The organism is Amycolatopsis japonica, from assembly GCF_000732925.1.
GTDB classification, from domain to species: Bacteria; Actinomycetota; Actinomycetes; order Mycobacteriales; family Pseudonocardiaceae; genus Amycolatopsis; species Amycolatopsis japonica.
Window position 1 is genome coordinate 6,188,909 of the sequence record NZ_CP008953.1, and the last position, 14,926, is coordinate 6,203,834.

At 69.0% G+C, this 14,926-nt stretch carries 18 protein-coding genes; 1 reads left to right on the forward strand and 17 read right to left on the reverse strand.

Translation table 11 applies throughout. The features are described 5' to 3' along the window. Positions 1-18: 18 nt before the first annotated feature. The 17 genes from recO to AJAP_RS28750 all read right to left on the reverse strand — a co-directional run bounded on the left by recO (position 19) and on the right by AJAP_RS28750 (position 13,483). On the reverse strand, positions 19-780 hold the full coding sequence (recO, locus tag AJAP_RS28670) for a DNA repair protein RecO (RefSeq protein ID WP_038517050.1): 762 nt from the start codon (positions 778-780) through the stop codon (positions 19-21). 49 nt (positions 781-829) lie between these two features. After that, positions 830-1,261: a CD225/dispanin family protein gene (locus tag AJAP_RS28675; RefSeq protein WP_038517052.1), complete on the reverse strand. Its 432-nt coding sequence runs from the start codon at positions 1,259-1,261 to the stop codon at positions 830-832. A gap of 38 nt (positions 1,262-1,299) precedes the next feature. Continuing rightward, complete coding sequence (locus AJAP_RS28680) at positions 1,300-1,773, reverse strand: CD225/dispanin family protein (RefSeq protein ID WP_038517054.1); 474 nt, start codon at positions 1,771-1,773, stop codon at positions 1,300-1,302. A 55-nt stretch (positions 1,774-1,828) separates the two neighbouring features. After that, the gene (locus AJAP_RS28685; RefSeq protein ID WP_038517056.1) at positions 1,829-2,923 is read right to left on the reverse strand and encodes an RDD family protein; all 1,095 of its coding nucleotides are present in this window, start codon (positions 2,921-2,923) and stop codon (positions 1,829-1,831) included. A gap of 145 nt (positions 2,924-3,068) precedes the next feature. Continuing rightward, positions 3,069-3,521 (reverse strand): DUF2752 domain-containing protein, encoded by a 453-nt coding sequence (locus tag AJAP_RS28690; RefSeq protein ID WP_038517058.1) that lies wholly within the window; start codon positions 3,519-3,521, stop codon positions 3,069-3,071. Continuing rightward, on the reverse strand, positions 3,518-3,868 hold the full coding sequence (locus AJAP_RS28695; RefSeq protein ID WP_020629387.1) for a CD225/dispanin family protein: 351 nt from the start codon (positions 3,866-3,868) through the stop codon (positions 3,518-3,520). The genes AJAP_RS28690 and AJAP_RS28695 overlap by 4 nt, the downstream gene beginning before the upstream one ends. Before the next feature lie 25 nt (positions 3,869-3,893). After that, positions 3,894-4,235, reverse strand: coding sequence for a CD225/dispanin family protein (locus AJAP_RS28700; protein WP_038517060.1), 342 nt, complete (start codon positions 4,233-4,235; stop codon positions 3,894-3,896). Positions 4,236-4,391: 156 nt separating this feature from the next. Continuing rightward, positions 4,392-5,291: a GTPase Era gene (era, locus tag AJAP_RS28705; RefSeq protein WP_016332464.1), complete on the reverse strand. Its 900-nt coding sequence runs from the start codon at positions 5,289-5,291 to the stop codon at positions 4,392-4,394. Beyond that, the gene (locus AJAP_RS28710; protein ID WP_038517063.1) at positions 5,291-5,617 is read right to left on the reverse strand and encodes a cytidine deaminase; all 327 of its coding nucleotides are present in this window, start codon (positions 5,615-5,617) and stop codon (positions 5,291-5,293) included. Before AJAP_RS28710 ends, era begins: the two co-directional genes overlap by 1 nt. Then, positions 5,610-6,962: a hemolysin family protein gene (locus AJAP_RS28715; protein ID WP_038517065.1), complete on the reverse strand. Its 1,353-nt coding sequence runs from the start codon at positions 6,960-6,962 to the stop codon at positions 5,610-5,612. Before AJAP_RS28715 ends, AJAP_RS28710 begins: the two co-directional genes overlap by 8 nt. Before the next feature lie 13 nt (positions 6,963-6,975). After that, entirely contained in the window at positions 6,976-7,533 is a 558-nt protein-coding gene (gene ybeY / locus AJAP_RS28720) for an rRNA maturation RNase YbeY (RefSeq protein WP_038517068.1), read from the reverse strand. Further along, a complete protein-coding gene (locus AJAP_RS28725) occupies positions 7,530-8,615 on the reverse strand; it encodes a PhoH family protein (protein ID WP_037342828.1) in 1,086 nt (361 codons plus the stop codon). The genes ybeY and AJAP_RS28725 overlap by 4 nt, the downstream gene beginning before the upstream one ends. Before the next feature lie 114 nt (positions 8,616-8,729). Next, a complete protein-coding gene (locus AJAP_RS28730) occupies positions 8,730-9,080 on the reverse strand; it encodes a histidine triad nucleotide-binding protein (RefSeq protein WP_038517071.1) in 351 nt (116 codons plus the stop codon). 726 nt (positions 9,081-9,806) lie between these two features. Beyond that, positions 9,807-10,559 (reverse strand): 16S rRNA (uracil(1498)-N(3))-methyltransferase, encoded by a 753-nt coding sequence (locus tag AJAP_RS28735; RefSeq protein WP_038517073.1) that lies wholly within the window; start codon positions 10,557-10,559, stop codon positions 9,807-9,809. A gap of 3 nt (positions 10,560-10,562) precedes the next feature. Next, the gene (gene dnaJ, locus AJAP_RS28740) at positions 10,563-11,726 is read right to left on the reverse strand and encodes a molecular chaperone DnaJ (protein WP_037342822.1); all 1,164 of its coding nucleotides are present in this window, start codon (positions 11,724-11,726) and stop codon (positions 10,563-10,565) included. 42 nt (positions 11,727-11,768) lie between these two features. Next, on the reverse strand, positions 11,769-12,794 hold the full coding sequence (gene hrcA, locus AJAP_RS28745; RefSeq protein ID WP_038524053.1) for a heat-inducible transcriptional repressor HrcA: 1,026 nt from the start codon (positions 12,792-12,794) through the stop codon (positions 11,769-11,771). An 80-nt stretch (positions 12,795-12,874) separates the two neighbouring features. Further along, the gene (locus AJAP_RS28750; RefSeq protein WP_038524056.1) at positions 12,875-13,483 is read right to left on the reverse strand and encodes a DUF1707 SHOCT-like domain-containing protein; all 609 of its coding nucleotides are present in this window, start codon (positions 13,481-13,483) and stop codon (positions 12,875-12,877) included. A gap of 189 nt (positions 13,484-13,672) precedes the next feature. Between AJAP_RS28750 and AJAP_RS28755 the strand changes: the two genes are divergently transcribed. Further along, on the forward strand, positions 13,673-14,899 hold the full coding sequence (locus AJAP_RS28755) for a lipase family protein (RefSeq protein WP_038517076.1): 1,227 nt from the start codon (positions 13,673-13,675) through the stop codon (positions 14,897-14,899). The last annotated feature ends 27 nt before the right edge of the window (positions 14,900-14,926 follow it).

A 14,926-nucleotide genomic window follows, 5' to 3' on the forward strand; every position in this document is an offset into this window, starting at 1 on the left:
GAACCTGTGCCTGCGACCCTACTGCGCCGGAGTCGTGGTCTCCCGCGCACGCCTCTCCACCAGCGGCAGCGACCGCAACTGGCGCTCCAGATGCCACTGCAGATGCGCCGCGACCAGGCCGGACGCGTCCCGCCGCGGCACCGGCAGCGACGCCTCGGCCACCGGCCACTCGCCGTGCAGGAGCGCCGCGAGCAGCGTCAGTACCTCCTGGGAGGGGTGGACACAGCCCGGAACCCGGCAATCCGGGCACATCGAACCCCCGGCGGACACGCTGAACGCCTTGTGCGGGCCGGGCAGGCCGCAGCGGGCGCATTCGGTGATCGCGGGCGCCCAGCCGGCGTAGGCCATGGCCCGCAGGAAGAAGGCGTCGAGGATGAGGGAACTGTCCCGTTCGCCGCCCGCCAGCGCCCGCAGCGCTCCGACGACGAGCATGTAGAGCTTGAGCACCGGCTCGCCTTCTTCGGCGGACAGCCGGTCCGCGGTCTCGGCGATGGCGCTCGCGGCGGTGTAGCGCTGATAGTCGGCGACCAGCGGCAGCGCGAAGGCGTCGACCGTCTCGACCTGGGTGATCACGTCGAGGGAGCGGCCGGTGTAGAACTGGACGTCGACGTGCCCGAACGGCTCCAGGCGCGCCCCGAAGCGCGATGACGTCCGACGCACGCCCTTCGCGACCGCACGGACCTTGCCGTGCCGCCGCGTGAGCAGGGTGACGATCCGGTCGGCCTCACCCAGCTTGTGCGTCCGCAACACCACTCCGGTGTCGCGATAGAGGTTCACCACCCCGACATCGTCCCACCTGGGACCGACATCGGGGTGGTGCGCCCCGGAATCAGCAGTAGCGGCCGTAGCAGCTCGGCACCGACGCGGCCGCGACGATCGAGATGATGATCATCACGATGGCGAACAGGCAGCCGAGGCCACCGATGATCGACGCGATCATGCACATGGTCCGCGTGGACCTCGACGCGTCCGCGGCGGCGGCGTAGTTGCCCTGCATCTTGTACGTGTTGACCTCGTTGGACTTCATGATCGCGAAGATCGCGATGATCCAGCAGAGGAAGATGCAGCCGATCGCCCAGCCCTTGTAGTCCTTGATGGCGTTGATGTCGCCACCGCCGCCGGGCATGCCGCCCGGCGCGCCGTAAGGGGAAGGCTGGCCGTACGGAGCAGGCTGGCCGTAGGGGGCGGGCATGCCACCGGACGGCGGCCCGTAGCCAGGCTGCTGTCCGTAGGGCTGCTGCTGGCCGTAGGGGTTGGTCATGAAAGTGGTCCTCGTTGTTCTTTCGGCTACGGGTCGGGCTAGATGCTCGCGGCGACCAGGATGATCCAGAGAATGGAGAACAGGCAGCCGACACCGCCGATGATCGAGGCGATCATGCACATGGTCTTCGTCGACTTCGACGCGTCCGCGGCGGCGGCGTAGTTGCCCTGCATCTTGTACGTGTTGACCTCGTTGGACTTCATGATCGCGAAGATCGCGATGATCCAGCAGAGGAAGATGCAGCCGATCGCCCAGCCCTTGTAGTCCGGGATCGAGTTGATGTCACCGCCGCCACCGGGCATGCCGCCCGGCGCGCCGTAGGGCGCGGGCTGACCGTACGGCGCGGGCTGGCCGTAAGGCGCCGGCTGGCCGTACGGCATCGGGTTCGGGCCGGAGGGCTGGCCGTACGGCGCGGGCGTGGCGCCGGACGGGGGTCCGTATCCGGGCTGAGGCTGCTGGCCATAGGGCTGCTGCTGGCCGGGGCCGGGCTGCTGGCCGTACGGGTTCGTCATCGGGGTTCCCCACTTTTGTCGCATTTGCCGACGGGTGGATCCCGCCGGTTTTTCCTTACTGTTGCGGTGTTCCGGGCCCGTTCGGCCCATCCGCTCCGGGCAACTGCTGCCTCAGCTGCTCCGGGGTGATCTTCTGCGTCGGCTCGGCTTCGTCGAACCCTGACGGTGCCTGCTGAGGCTGCTGCCCCGGGCGGAGGACCTGGGTCGGCTCGGCCTCGCCCAGAGCCGGCTCAGGCTGGGACTCCGGTGACGGCGCCGCGGTTCCCTGCGGCGGCTGCCCGAAGGGCTGGGAAGGCTGCTGCCCGAACGGCTGCGGCTGCTGGGGCTGCTGACCGAACGGGGACTGCTGCTGCGGCGCGCCGAACGGCTGCTGCGGCTGTTGTTGCGGCTGGCCGAACGGGGCGGGCGGCGCGGGGAAGGACGGCGAAGACGACGGCGGCGCCGGGAATCCCGGGGTCTGGCCGAACGGTGCCGACGCGGCCGCTTCGCCCGGCACGACGACGGTGCTGAGGATCTTGTCCGCGAACGTCTGCTTCTTCTCGTCCCACAGCGGCCAGAGGTAGCCGAGACCGCAGACCCAGCCGTCCAGGTTGTGGCAAAGGTCCCGGACGAACGCCATCAGCGGGCCGATCGGCTGGCCGTCGCTCTCGCGGACGAGCTTGATCTTCAGGATCTTCTTGCCGAGCGACTGGCCGGTGGTGCCCATCTTGAGCCACCGGTTGTAGACGGTCCAGGCGAACCCGGCCAGATAACCGAGACCGGCGATGAACAGGCCGACCGTGTCAGGCCCCACCGCCGAGATGATCATGCCGATGATCGGCAGCACGACGATCGGGCCGAAGTCGATGAGCGTCGCGCCCGCGCGCAGGCCCCAGTGGGCGTAGTCGGTCCGCGGACCGAACTGGGAAGCCTGGTCGAACGGCGAGGCCTGACCCTGCTGCCCGAAGGGAGACTGCGGCTGCTGCTGGCCGAACGGAGACGACGGCTGCTGGCCGAAAGGCGATTGCGGCTGCTGCCCGAACGGCGAGGGCTGTTCTCCCGACGGCTGCTGCCCGAACGGCGACTGCGGCCGCGGTGACTGCTGCTGCCCATCCCCGGATCCGGGCGGCGGCTGCTGTCCCGGCGGCTGCTGGCCGTAGGGAGTGGTCATCGAAATCCCCTCGCTGGTTCCTCGCCCCTGGCGCACGGGCCTCTGCGGCGACCCGGGCTGAATGTACGGCATGGGTACACACCGAGCAGACCGGTGCGCGGGAGCGTACTCGGTACCACCGACGATCCGGGCCTCGGCCCGGCACTCACACGTAAAGCGAGGTGAACGGGGCGAAGGGCAGGTTACGGATGACGAACCAGACGACGAACACGACACCGAACGCGAGCGGCGTCCAGCGCCAGTGCAGCCAGCTGTCCACCGCGCGGCCGCGGAGCCTGCCGACCGCCCAGGCGACGGTGCTCCAGATGAGCAGCAGAACGACCACAAAGGACACCGCGTTGTAGTGCAGTGCGGCGGGGATGTCCCCGTGCAGCGCGCTGTAGACCATGCGCATACCGCCGCAGCCGGGACAGGCGATGCCCAGCAGGGCCTTGGTGGGACAGACCGGAAGCGGCCCGCCCGGAGTGGTGGGATCACCCAGCCAGAGGACGACACAGCCGAGGCCGGCCCCGGCTGCGATGGCCAGGGGCGGCCCCAGCGCGCGGGCCTTGGCTTTGAACCCGCGCGCCGGGAATCCCGTGTAGACGGACGTCGTCACGGCGTGAAGCTTCCCGCCGACGCGCCGATGATGATCATCACCACGATGAAGATGATGTACAGCAGGAAAAGACCGCCGGTGGCGATCGCACCCCACATGGACCACTTCTTCGCGTCGTCGGCGGCCTTCTGGGCTTCGGCGTGGAAACCCTGCGCCCACAACGTCTGCACCTGGCTCGACTTCACGATCGCGACGATACCCAGCGGCAGGCAGCACAACACCGTGCAGAGAATGGCCCACACCAGGTTGTTGTCCGGCGGGGGACCGTAGTTCGGCACGCCGCCGTAATACGGCTGCTGCGGCGGTGGCCCGCCCGGAGGCGGGTAGTTCGGGTACTGGTCGGTCATGAGGTCTCCCCCTCGAGCGCCGGGATCAGCGGTAGTTGTTCACGTCCACCGAGGCCGCGAAGACGCCCAGGACGACGACGAGGACAACGTACAGAACGATGATGACGCCACCGACGATCGCCGCGATGATCGACCACTTCTTGGCGGCGTCGGCCGCTTCCTGCGCGGCGGCGGGCTGGCCCTGCGCCCAGAGGGTGTTCACCTGGTTCGCCTTGACGATGGCGACGATGCCGAAGGGCAGGCAGCACAGGATGGTGGTGAGGATGGCCCACACCAGGTTGTTGTTGGGCGGCGGGCCGGGGTTGTTGAAGCCGCCACCGCCCTGAGGGTCGCCGGAGTAGTTGGGCAGGCCCTGGTTGTCGGTCATTTACCGCTTTCCCTTCACGAATGAGATGTCGAACTCCGACCCGGGCGCGCCGCCCGATCAGCGATCCCCGGAGTCAAGGGTTGAGACTCTAAGGTCACCCGTCCGGTTCCACATCATCAACCGGTCTCCGCGACCGAATCGAGACATTCCGTTCAGTCAGAAGCCCAGCCGTCGCAACTGACGGGGGTCGCGCTGCCACTCTTTGGCGACCTTGATGTGCAGATCGAGGTAGACCTTCGAACCGAGGAGCCCTTCGATCTGCTGCCGGGCGCGCGCGCCGACGTCCTTGAGCCGCTCACCCTTGTGCCCGAGGATGATGCCCTTCTGGCTCGGACGTTCCACATAAAGGAACGCGTGCACGTCGATCATGTCGTCCCTGCCCTCGTGGGGCAGCATCTCTTCGACGGTGACGGCGATCGAGTGCGGGAGTTCGTCCCGGACGCCCTCCAGCGCCGCCTCGCGGATCAGCTCGGCGACCAGGGTCTGCTCCGGCTCGTCGGTGAGTTCGCCGCCCGGATACAGCTGCGGCCCCTCGGGAAGGTGCCGCACCAACAGATCCGAGAGCGCGCCGACCTGGAAACCGTCCACAGCGGACACCGGGATCAGCTCCGCGAACTCCATGACCTCCTGCAAGGCGAGCAGCTGCTCGGCGACCTGCTCGGGTTTCACGAGATCCGTCTTGGTGACGACGCCGATCACCGGGGTGCGCTTGGCGATCTTCTTGAGTTCGGCGGCGATGAACCGGTCGCCGGGGCCGACCTTTTCGTTGGCGGGCACGCACAAGCCGACAACGTCCACTTCGGACCATGTCGAGTGGACGATGTCGTTCAGCCGCTCGCCGAGCAGGGTCCTCGGCCGGTGCAGGCCCGGTGTGTCGATGATCACCAGCTGCGCGTCGTCGCGGTGGACGATGCCGCGGATGGCGTGCCGGGTGGTCTGCGGTTTGCTGGAGGTGATCGCGACCTTGCTGCCGACGAGCGCGTTGGTCAGCGTCGACTTGCCCGCGTTGGGCCGCCCGACGAAGCAGGCGAAACCGGAACGATGCGGCTCGGCCATCAGTTCAGCACCTTGCCACTGGGGTCGGCCAGGTAGATCGGGGCCTTTTCGGCGATGTCACGGACCGCGTGCACGGACGCTTCCTTGAGCAGACCTTCGGCGGTGACCACGACGGCGGCCTCGATTCCTTCGGCTCCGCTCGAAACGGCGGCGGCGACGGCGGCCTGCAGCGCGGTGAGCTTGAACGACGGCTGGTCGACCGTGCTCGCCGCGTACGTGCGGCCGTCGGTGTCGCGGAGCGCGGCGCCTTCGGCGGCCTGGGTGCGGGCTCGCGCGGACCTGGCCAGGGTCACCAGCTTCTCGTCCTCGGCGTCCAGCTCAGGCATGTTCGACACTCCTGTCACTTTCATCGGGCTGCGGGACCCGGGTCCGGCGCCTGCCCTGGGCTGCGTCGGTCACCGCGTCCGCGTCGGCGGGGTGGACGACCACCGTGGTGATCCGCATCCGCCCGCGCCGGTCCTTACCGCCTTCGGCGAACAGCCGAAGTCCGGCGACCTCGGCTTCGGCCCCCGGCAGCGGGACCCTACCCAGTCGCTCGGCGAGCAGCCCGCCCACGGTCTCCACGTCGTGGTCTTCGAGGTCGATCCCGAACAGTTCACCCAGGTCGTCGATCGAGAGCCGGGACGAGACGCGGACCGCGCCGTTTTCGAGTTCTTCGACCTCGGGGCGTTCGTCGGCGTCGGATTCGTCGGTGATCTCGCCGACGATCTCCTCGAGGATGTCCTCGATGGTGAGCAGGCCGGCGGTGCCGCCGTACTCGTCGACGGCGATCGCCATGTGGTTGTGCGAGACCTGCATCTCCTTGAGCAGATCGTCGAGCCGTTTGGAGTCCGGCACGAAACTCGCCGGGTTCATCAGCTCCTCGACCTGCCGCTGCGAGCCGCCCTCGGCCATGTACGCGGGCATGAGGTCCTTGATGTTGACCACGCCCACCACGTCGTCGACGGAGTCGCCGATCACCGGCAGCCGGGTGAACCCGGTGCGCAGGGCCAGCGCGAGCGCCTGGCGCACGGTCTTGTCGTGCTCGATCCAGACGATCTCCGTGCGCGGCACCATGACCTCGCGCGCGACGGTGTCGCCGAGTTCGAACACCGAGTGGATCATCTCGCGCTCGGATTCCTCGACGACGCCGCGCTCCTGGGCGAGGTCGACCAGTTCACGCAGTTCGACTTCGGAGGTGAACGGGCCTTCGCGGAAGCCGCGGCCCGGGGTGATGGCGTTACCGAGGACGATCAGCAGCCTGCTGAGCGGGCCGAGGATCGACCCGAGCACGCGGACGGGACCCGCGACGACGAGCCCGATCCGGTACGGATGCTGGCGGCCGAGGGTGCGCGGGCCGACACCGATGAGCACGTAGCTCACCACGACCATCACCCCCGCCGCGACCACGATGGCGAGCCACAGCGGCCGGATCCAGCCGAGGACGTCGACGGTGACCAGCACGGTGGCGGTCAGCTCGCAGGTCATCCGCAGCAGCAGGATCAGGTTGATGTGGCGGCGGCGTTCGGCGATGACCAGCGACAGCTGACGCGCACCGGGGCGGCCGAGCCGGACGAGACCGTCGGCACGGGCCTTGGAGACCGTGCTGACGGCGGCGTCGGCGGCCGCGAACACCCCGGCGAGCAGGATCAGCGCGATCGCGATGACCAGCAGGGCCGTGGGACTACCCATGTCCGCGAACCGCCTAGGCGGGGGGCTCTTCGGCGGGCGCGGCGGCGTCGAGGCCGGCGGTGCCGAGGAGCCTGTCGTCCGCGGAGCGCTGCGCGTCGCGCTTGTTGTGCGCGGCCACCGCGGCCTGGAACTCGCCGAGGATCCGCTTCTGCAGACCGAACATCTCGCGTTCCTCGGCGGGTTCGGCGTGGTCGTAGCCGAGCAGGTGCAGCACACCGTGCGTGGTGAGCAGGTGCAGCTCGTCCATCAGCGCGTGCCCGGCCGTCTTGGCCTGGTCCTTCGCGAACGCCGGGCACAGCACGATGTCGCCGAGCAGCGCGGGCGAGGCGTCGGGCGCGTCGGGGCGGCGCGACGAGTCGAGCTCGTCCATCGGGAAGGCCATCACGTCGGTGGGACCGGGCAGGTCCATCCACCGCTCGTGCAGGTCCTCCATCACCTCGAGGGTGACGAGCAGGATGGACAGCTCGGCGAGCGGGCTGACCTCCATCTTGTCGAGCGCGAAGCGGGCGGCCGACACGATCGAGGTCTCGTCGACGTTCACGCCCGATTCATTGGCGATTTCGATGCTCATGAACGGCGCTGACCCTTCCAACCGCTGCCCTGGTCCTTGCTGTCCTGCAGCGCCTGCCACTTCTCGTACGCGTCGACGATGTCGCCGACGAGCTTGTGCCGCACCACGTCCTGGCTGGTGAGCTGGGCGAAGTGCAGATCCTCGACACCTTCGAGGATGTCGCGGACCACCCGGAGGCCGCTCTTCTGGCCGTTGGGGAGGTCGACCTGCGTGACGTCGCCGGTGACGACGATCTTGGCGCCGAAGCCGAGCCGGGTGAGGAACATCTTCATCTGTTCCGGCGTGGTGTTCTGCGCTTCGTCGAGGATGATGAAGGCGTCGTTGAGGGTGCGGCCGCGCATGTACGCCAGCGGCGCGATCTCGATGGTGCCCGCCTGCATCAGCCGCGGGATCGACTCGGGCTCGACCATGTCGTGCAGCGCGTCGTACAGCGGGCGCAGGTACGGGTCGATCTTCTCGTTGAGCGTGCCCGGCAGGTAGCCGAGTCGCTCACCGGCTTCGACCGCGGGGCGGGTCAGCACGATGCGGGTGACCTGCTTCGCCTGCAGCGCCTGGACGGCCTTGGCCATGGCGAGGTACGTCTTGCCGGTACCGGCGGGGCCGATGCCGAAGACGATCGTGTGCTTGTCGATGGCGTCGACGTAGCGCTTCTGGTTGAGCGTCTTGGGCCGGATCGTCTTGCCGCGCCGGGAGATGATGTTCATGCTCAGCACTTCGGCCGGTGACTCGTGGTCACCGGTGGAGAGCATGCCGACGGTGCGGCGGACGGTGGCGGGGTCGACCTGCTGGCCGCGGCCGGCGAGGGTCACGAGTTCGGCGAAGACACGTTCGGCGAAGGCGACGTCGGCGGGGGCGCCGGTCAGGGTGACCTCGTTGCCCCGGACGTGGACGTCGGCGGCGAGGAGCTCTTCGGCGACGCGGAGGTTTTCGTCCCTTGAGCCGAGCAGGCTGAGCGCGGCGGCGTCGGGGATGGGGAATCGGGACTGGGCCGCTTCGGTGATGGCGGCTTCATCAGCCTTCGTCGGGGTGACGTCCGCGGGAACGTCGGGTCGGGCGGCTTCACCCGGTACGGTTCCGGCCACGTGGCCTCGGGCCTACTTCCTGCGCTTACGCTGCGATTTTCAACGACAGTGACGAGTTCGATGTTACTGGTTGCGGGTGGCGGCACGCAGTCCGGTTTCCGCAGGCCGCGCGCCTCAGCGCCCGAAATGCCCCAGCTGCTCGCCGCCGAGCACGTGCGCGTGCACGTGGAAGACGGTCTGCCCGGCGTCACCGTCGGTGTTGAAGACCACCCGGTAACCGGACTCCGCGATCCCCTCGATCTCCGCGACCTTGCGAGCCGTCGACGCGACGTCCGCGAGCAACTGCGGGTCGGCGGCGGCCATTTCACCGACGTTCCGGTACCGCTTCTTCGGCACCACGAGAACATGCACGCGAGCCTGCGGCGCTATGTCCCGGAACGCATACGTCGTCGCGTCCTCGTACACCTTGTCGGACGGGATCTCCCCCGCGATGATCCGCTCGAACAACGTCTCCGCGTCACTCATCCCCCCACCCTATCGCCCACGAGAGCCCCACGCGGACGGGGCGAAGGGAACTTTCGCCGCGTCGCATGCGAGGAAAGTCCCCTTCGCGTCCACGCATCCCGGGCGGGGTGGCCGGGGTGGTCGTGAGTGGCACCCGCACTCACGTGATCGAAGCCGGAACTCGCGTGATCCGCGGCGGAACACCCCGAGTGCGGCCTCCAATCACGCGAGTCACGTCCCTGATCACGCGAGTCACGCCTTCACTCACGCCGCGCCCTGTGTTCCCAAGTCCGTGAAGGCCTCCTTGAGGGACCCAGAGTCCCTCAAGGAGGCCTTCACGGACCCCGGTCCCGCGATGAGCCGCAGCCAAAGTCCAGTAGGTACTGAAGGCACCCTTCGCCCCAACCCGAAACGCCACTCACGACCACCCCCGCCGCCGACCTCACCGTGGAGGCTCGGCCCCGATTCAACACGCGGCGGCGCGGATCTCGGGGCGCGGCAAGGAGCGAAGCGTCTTGCGAAGGGCCGGAAATGAAGATGCCGCGGCGCGGTGGGCCCTGGGGGTCGGCCCACCGCCGCCGCGGCTCCGCCGGACCGAGGGGGGAGGTGCCCGGCGGGGATTCACGCGCGCGACCGGGCTTCATCCCCAGTGGCGCGCCGAAACCGTGTGTTGCGCGTCAGTTAACGAGAGTAACGGCTGTTTGCGTGATCGCGCCATAACTCGCCGCAAATTAGTGGGGTGTTTTTTCACTTCCAGCGGTCGGTGAGAACCCCCAGTGCGCCGAGTGCCACGGCGGCGGCGGTGGAGGTGCGCAAAACGGTGGGGCCCAACCGGATGGCGGTGGCGCCGGCGTCGGTGAGGGTGTTCAGTTCTTCGTCGGTGATGCCGCCTTCGGGGCCGACGACGAGAAGGATGTCGCCTTGTGCCGGGAGTTCGATCTCGGTGAGGCGGGTGGTGATGCCGGATTCGAGGACGAGTGCGCGGGAAACGGTCTGCGCGAGTTCGGCGAGTTCGCTCGTGGTGGCGGGTTCGGCGACTTCGGGGACGTGGGCGCGGCGGGCTTGTTTGGCGGCGGCGCGGGCGGTGGTGCGCCAGCGGGTGAGGGCCTTGTCGCCGCGGGTGCCTTCTTCCCAGCGGGCGACGCTGCGGGCGGCGCGCCAGGGGACGATGGCGTCGGCGCCGGCTTCGGTGGCGAGTTCGACGGCGAGTTCGCCGCGGTCGCCTTTCGCGAGGGCCTGGGCGACGATGACGCGCAGCGCGGGCGGGTCCTCAGTCCAGTGCTCCTCGATGGCCAACGTGAGCGCCGCGTCCCTGCCCGCCTGGACGGCTTCGACGACGCAGCGCGCCATGCCGCCTTCGCCGTCGGAGAGCACGAGACGTTCGCCGACGCGCAGGCGGCGGACGGTGGCGGCGTGCCGGGCTTCCTCGCCGTCGAGGGTGGTGCGCCCGGAGCCGGGCAGCGCGGCGGTGAGGAAGACCGGCAGTGTCGTCTCGGGCACGGGTTACCGGTGGTTCTTGGTGCGCAGCTTGGAGAACAGCCCGCCGGGCTTGGAGCCGTTCGAGGACAGCGAAGGCACGTCTTCGCCGCGCTGCTGGGCGAGTTCGACGAGGAGGTCGCGCTGCGCGTCGTCGAGTTTGGTCGGCACGACGACGTCGATGTGGACGTGCAGGTCGCCGCGGCCGTCGACGCGGCCGGAGGACCGCAGCCGCGGCATGCCCTTGGCGGTCAGCACGAGTTCCGTGGCGGGCTGGGTGCCCGGCTCGATGTCGAGTTCGTAGTCGCCGTCGACGAGGGTCTCGATGGGCACCGTGGCGCCGAGCGCGGCGGTGGTCATCGGGATGCGGAAGTTGCAGTGCAGGTCGTTGCCCTGCCGGACGAACACCTCGTGCGGCGCCTCGTCGATCTCGACGTAGAGGTCGCCGGCGGGACCGCCGCCGGGGCCGACCTCGCCCTGGCCGGAGAGGCGGATGCGCATACCGTCGCCGACGCCCGGCGGGATCTTGGCGGTGACGTTGCGGCGGGCGCGGACCCGGCCGTCGCCGCCGCACTGGCGGCAGGGGTCCGGGATGACCTCGCCGAAGCCGCGGCAGACCGGGCAGGGGCGGGCGGTGACGACCTGGCCGAGGAACGACCGCTGCACGGACTGGACCTCGCCCGCGCCGCCGCAGGTGTCGCAGGTCTTGGTGCCGGTGCCTTCGGCCGCGCCGGCGCCGCGGCACAGGTCGCAGACGATGGCGGTGTCGACGGTGATCTCGCGGTCGACGCCGGTGGCGCACTCCTCGAGGGTCAGGCCGAGGCGGATGAGCGCGTCGGAACCGGGCTGCACGCGGCTGCGCGGGCCACGACCGCGGCCGCCGCCACCACCGGCGGCACCGAAGAACGCGTCCATGATGTCGCCGAGGCCGCCGAAGCCCGAGAACGGGTCTCCGCCGCCACCGCGGGCGCCGCCGTCCATCGGGTCTCCGCCGAGGTCGACGACCTTGCGCTTCTGCGGATCCGACAGCACCTCGTACGCGGTGGTCACCTCGCCGAAACGGTGCTGGGCGTCCTCCGACGGGTTGACGTCGGGGTGCAGTTCACGGGCCAGTTTGCGGTACGCGCGCTTGATCTCCTGATCCGTCGCGTTCTTCGCCACCCCGAGAATGCCGTAATAGTCCCTCGCCACCGTCTTCGCCTTCTCCTTCTGACTTCGACCTCACCGTCGCGTTCAGCGACCGGAGAGGATCTGCCCCACGTAGTTCGCCACCGCGCGCACCGCGGCGATGGTGTTCGGGTAGTCCATCCTGGTCGGCCCGACGACGCCCATCCCGCCCAGCAGCAGGTCGTCCATTCCGTAGCCGATGGACACCACCGAGGTGCTGCGCATCTGCTCGTCCTCATTTTCCTCACCGATGCGCACCGTGATCGCACCGGGGTTGCGGGCGGCCGCGAGCAGCTTGAGGACGATGACCTGCTCCTCGAGCGCTTCCAGCACCTGCCGCAGTGATCCGGGGAAGTCCGAGACGTTGCGGGTGAGGTTGGCGGTGCCGCCGAGCACGAGCCGCTCCTCGGGGTGCTCGACCAGCGATTCCACCAGCACGGTGCACACGCGGGTGAGGTTGTCGCGCAGTTCGCCCGGCGACTTCTCGGGCAGTTCGGCGACCGCCGCCGCGGCCTCGGAGAGACGACGGCCGGCCAGTGCCCCGTTGAGCACCGTGCGCAGCCTGCTCACGTTCTCCTCGGTGATGACGTCCCCGAGGTCGACGGTGCGCTGGTCGACGCGGCCGGAATCGGTGATCAGCACGAGCATCAGCCGGGCCGGGGTGAGCGGCACCACTTCCAGGTGACGGACGGCCGAGTTGGTCATCATCGGGTACTGGATGACCGCGACCTGCCTGGTCAGCTGCGCGAGCAGCCGGACGGACCGGCGCAGGACGTCGTCGACGTCGGTACCGCTGTCGAGGAACGCGGTGATGGCCCGGCGCTCGGCCGCGCTGAGCGGTTTGACCTCGGCGATCCGGTCGACGAACAGCCGGTACCCCTTGTCGGTGGGGATCCGGCCCGCACTGGTGTGGGGCTGTGTGATGTAGCCGTCTTCTTCCAGCGCCGCCATGTCGTTGCGCACGGTGGCGCTGGACACACCGAGGTTGTGCCGGTCGACGATCGCCTTGGAGCCGACGGGCTCCTGGTTGGACACGTAATCGGCGACGATCGCGCGCAGCACTTCGAAGCGGCGCTCTTCCGCGTTGGCCACCTGCACCTCCCTCGCTCGTCCTCACAACGAGTTTACGGAAGGTGGAGTGCCCGGTGAGCCACCGGACTTCTTCGGGCCCCTCAGCCGCGCCCCCGGAAGGAGCGCCGCCGCGGCTCCAAGGGCCTCCGGATCACCTTCACCGAACCCCACCAGGCGAAACCCGTGACGCGCAGCACCGGCGCGCCCGGCTCCGGACGCCGTCGCCCGGTCCCGCGGCCGGTGCCGAATCCGCCCATCAGGCCGAGTCCCCGGACGTCGAGGGCGAAGTCCTCGGGCACGACGATCTTGACACCGCCCATCACCGCCACCGCCCTGATCGTGCAGGAGCCGGCGGCGATCCGGGCCCGCCGCAGATCGAGGCGCACACTGCCCCAGAACGCGCGGCTGACGTGACGGGACGGGAGCGGTCCGTCGAACCGTCGCGTGGTGCCGGACATGACGGCGAACGAGCGTCGTCCGCCTTGCTCCTCATCGCCGGTATGGGACAGGGCGAGCGCCCCGCCGGGCGACAGATCCGCGACGACGGGTTCGAATTCCGCGAAGGTCTTGGCCGCGTAGACCGCGTCCAGTCTCGTTTCCAGTTCACCGGCGGTGATCCGCCCCGCGCCCATGGCTTCGTACAGCAGCTGCGCGACGTTCTCACGATCGGAATCGGCCACCCGCATCGCCGACCGCTTCGGTTCTGACATGACGGCGACGATAACCGTGATCGGCGAATTCCGGAAAGCGCACGACCGCCGCACGGAAAGCCATGAGTGAAATCGGTTTCGCCACCCTGACGGGAATGACAATTCGACGACCGGCCATTGACCGACCGGTACCGGAAGGTCTTCCATCTAGCTCACTTGCGGAAGTTCCGACTCAGCGTGGAGCGCACTATGACTTCTTCCTTCCGTCATGTCCTGATCGCCGCCATGACCGTGACTTTGGTCGCGGTGGGCGCGCCGGCCGCGAGCGCGGACTCCGATTCGGTATACGTTTCCTCTTCACCGCTTCCCGCCGGCGAGAACGGTGACGTGCTCAAATCGCAGCCCTCGACCTACAACGGGGCGAAATCGACCCGGATCCAATATCTTTCCCGGGACAACAAGGACAAGCAGGTGGCCGTGAGCGGTACCGTCCTGGTGCCGAACAATCCGTGGAAGGGTCCCGGTGAACGGCCGATCGTGGCCTACGCGCCGTTCACCTTCGGCATGGGCCCGGACTGCGCTCCCTCGAAAACCCTCGCGGGTGAGGGCTCCTCGGATCTGGTCTCCGGTTTCCAAGGCGGTTTCGTCAACGCGTTGCTGGGCGCCGGATTCGCCGTGGCGCAGACCGACTACATCGGACCGTGGGTGGAAGGCAGCGGCGACCACCCGTACGTCGTCCGGCTGTCCGAGGCGCACACCGTGCTCGACGTCATCCGCGCCGCGCAGCGCCTGCCCGGAACGGGTCTGCCCGCCGACGGCCCGGTCGGTATCGCCGGCTACTCCGAGGGCGGCAGTGCCGCCGCGGCCGCCGCCGAACTCGCCGCCACCTACGCGCCCGAACTGAACGTCAAGGGCGTCTACTCCGGCGCGGCGCCCGCGGACAAGGCCGCGCTGTCCAAGTCGCTCGACGGCGGGATGTACGCCGGGTTCCTCGGTTACGCGCTGATCGGCATCAACCAGGCCTATCCCGAGGCCAGGTTGATGGACCTGGCCAACCCGGCCGGGGCCGATCTGTTCCTGAAGGCCCGACAGACCTGCACGCTGAACGCGGTCTTCCAGTTCATGTACAAGCAGACCAGCTCGCTGACGAAGGAGGGCAAGCCGGTGTCCGCCTACCTGTCCCAGCCGCCGTTCGACACGATCGTGGCGGAGAACCGGATCGGCACCGTCAAGCCCGCGATGCCGGTGCTGGTCGAACACAGCCCGATGGACGACGTCATCCCGGCGGCCGTCGGCAAGCAGATGGCGAAGGACTGGTGCGGCAAGGGCGCCAACGTCCAGTGGAAGGACCTGCCGACGTTCACGCCGTTCTTCTCCCACGCGCTGGGCATGACGACCGCGTCGACCGACGCCGCCGAGTGGCTGAAGGGCGCGTTCAACGGCCAAGCGGGCAGCGGCAACTGCGGCCGGTTCTGACCCGCGCCGAAGTACATGAAGGCCCCC

Excerpts from the sequence above, each read along its gene's own strand:
- ybeY (WP_038517068.1), bottom strand. The coding sequence starts at position 7,533 with ATGAGCATCGAAATCGCCAATGAATCGGGCGTGAACGTCGACGAGACC.
- era (WP_016332464.1), bottom strand. The coding sequence starts at position 5,291 with ATGGCCGAGCCGCATCGTTCCGGTTTCGCCTGCTTCGTCGGGCGGCCC.
- AJAP_RS28730 (WP_038517071.1), bottom strand. The coding sequence starts at position 9,080 with ATGAGTGACGCGGAGACGTTGTTCGAGCGGATCATCGCGGGGGAGATC.
- AJAP_RS28685 (WP_038517056.1), bottom strand. The coding sequence starts at position 2,923 with ATGACCACTCCCTACGGCCAGCAGCCGCCGGGACAGCAGCCGCCGCCC.
- AJAP_RS28675 (WP_038517052.1), bottom strand. The coding sequence starts at position 1,261 with ATGACCAACCCCTACGGCCAGCAGCAGCCCTACGGACAGCAGCCTGGC.
- AJAP_RS28695 (WP_020629387.1), bottom strand. The coding sequence starts at position 3,868 with ATGACCGACCAGTACCCGAACTACCCGCCTCCGGGCGGGCCACCGCCG.
- AJAP_RS28700 (WP_038517060.1), bottom strand. The coding sequence starts at position 4,235 with ATGACCGACAACCAGGGCCTGCCCAACTACTCCGGCGACCCTCAGGGC.
- AJAP_RS28750 (WP_038524056.1), bottom strand. The coding sequence starts at position 13,483 with ATGTCAGAACCGAAGCGGTCGGCGATGCGGGTGGCCGATTCCGATCGT.
- AJAP_RS28715 (WP_038517065.1), bottom strand. The coding sequence starts at position 6,962 with ATGGGTAGTCCCACGGCCCTGCTGGTCATCGCGATCGCGCTGATCCTG.
- AJAP_RS28680 (WP_038517054.1), bottom strand. The coding sequence starts at position 1,773 with ATGACGAACCCGTACGGCCAGCAGCCCGGCCCCGGCCAGCAGCAGCCC.
- AJAP_RS28710 (WP_038517063.1), bottom strand. The coding sequence starts at position 5,617 with ATGCCTGAGCTGGACGCCGAGGACGAGAAGCTGGTGACCCTGGCCAGG.
- AJAP_RS28755 (WP_038517076.1), top strand. The coding sequence starts at position 13,673 with ATGACTTCTTCCTTCCGTCATGTCCTGATCGCCGCCATGACCGTGACT.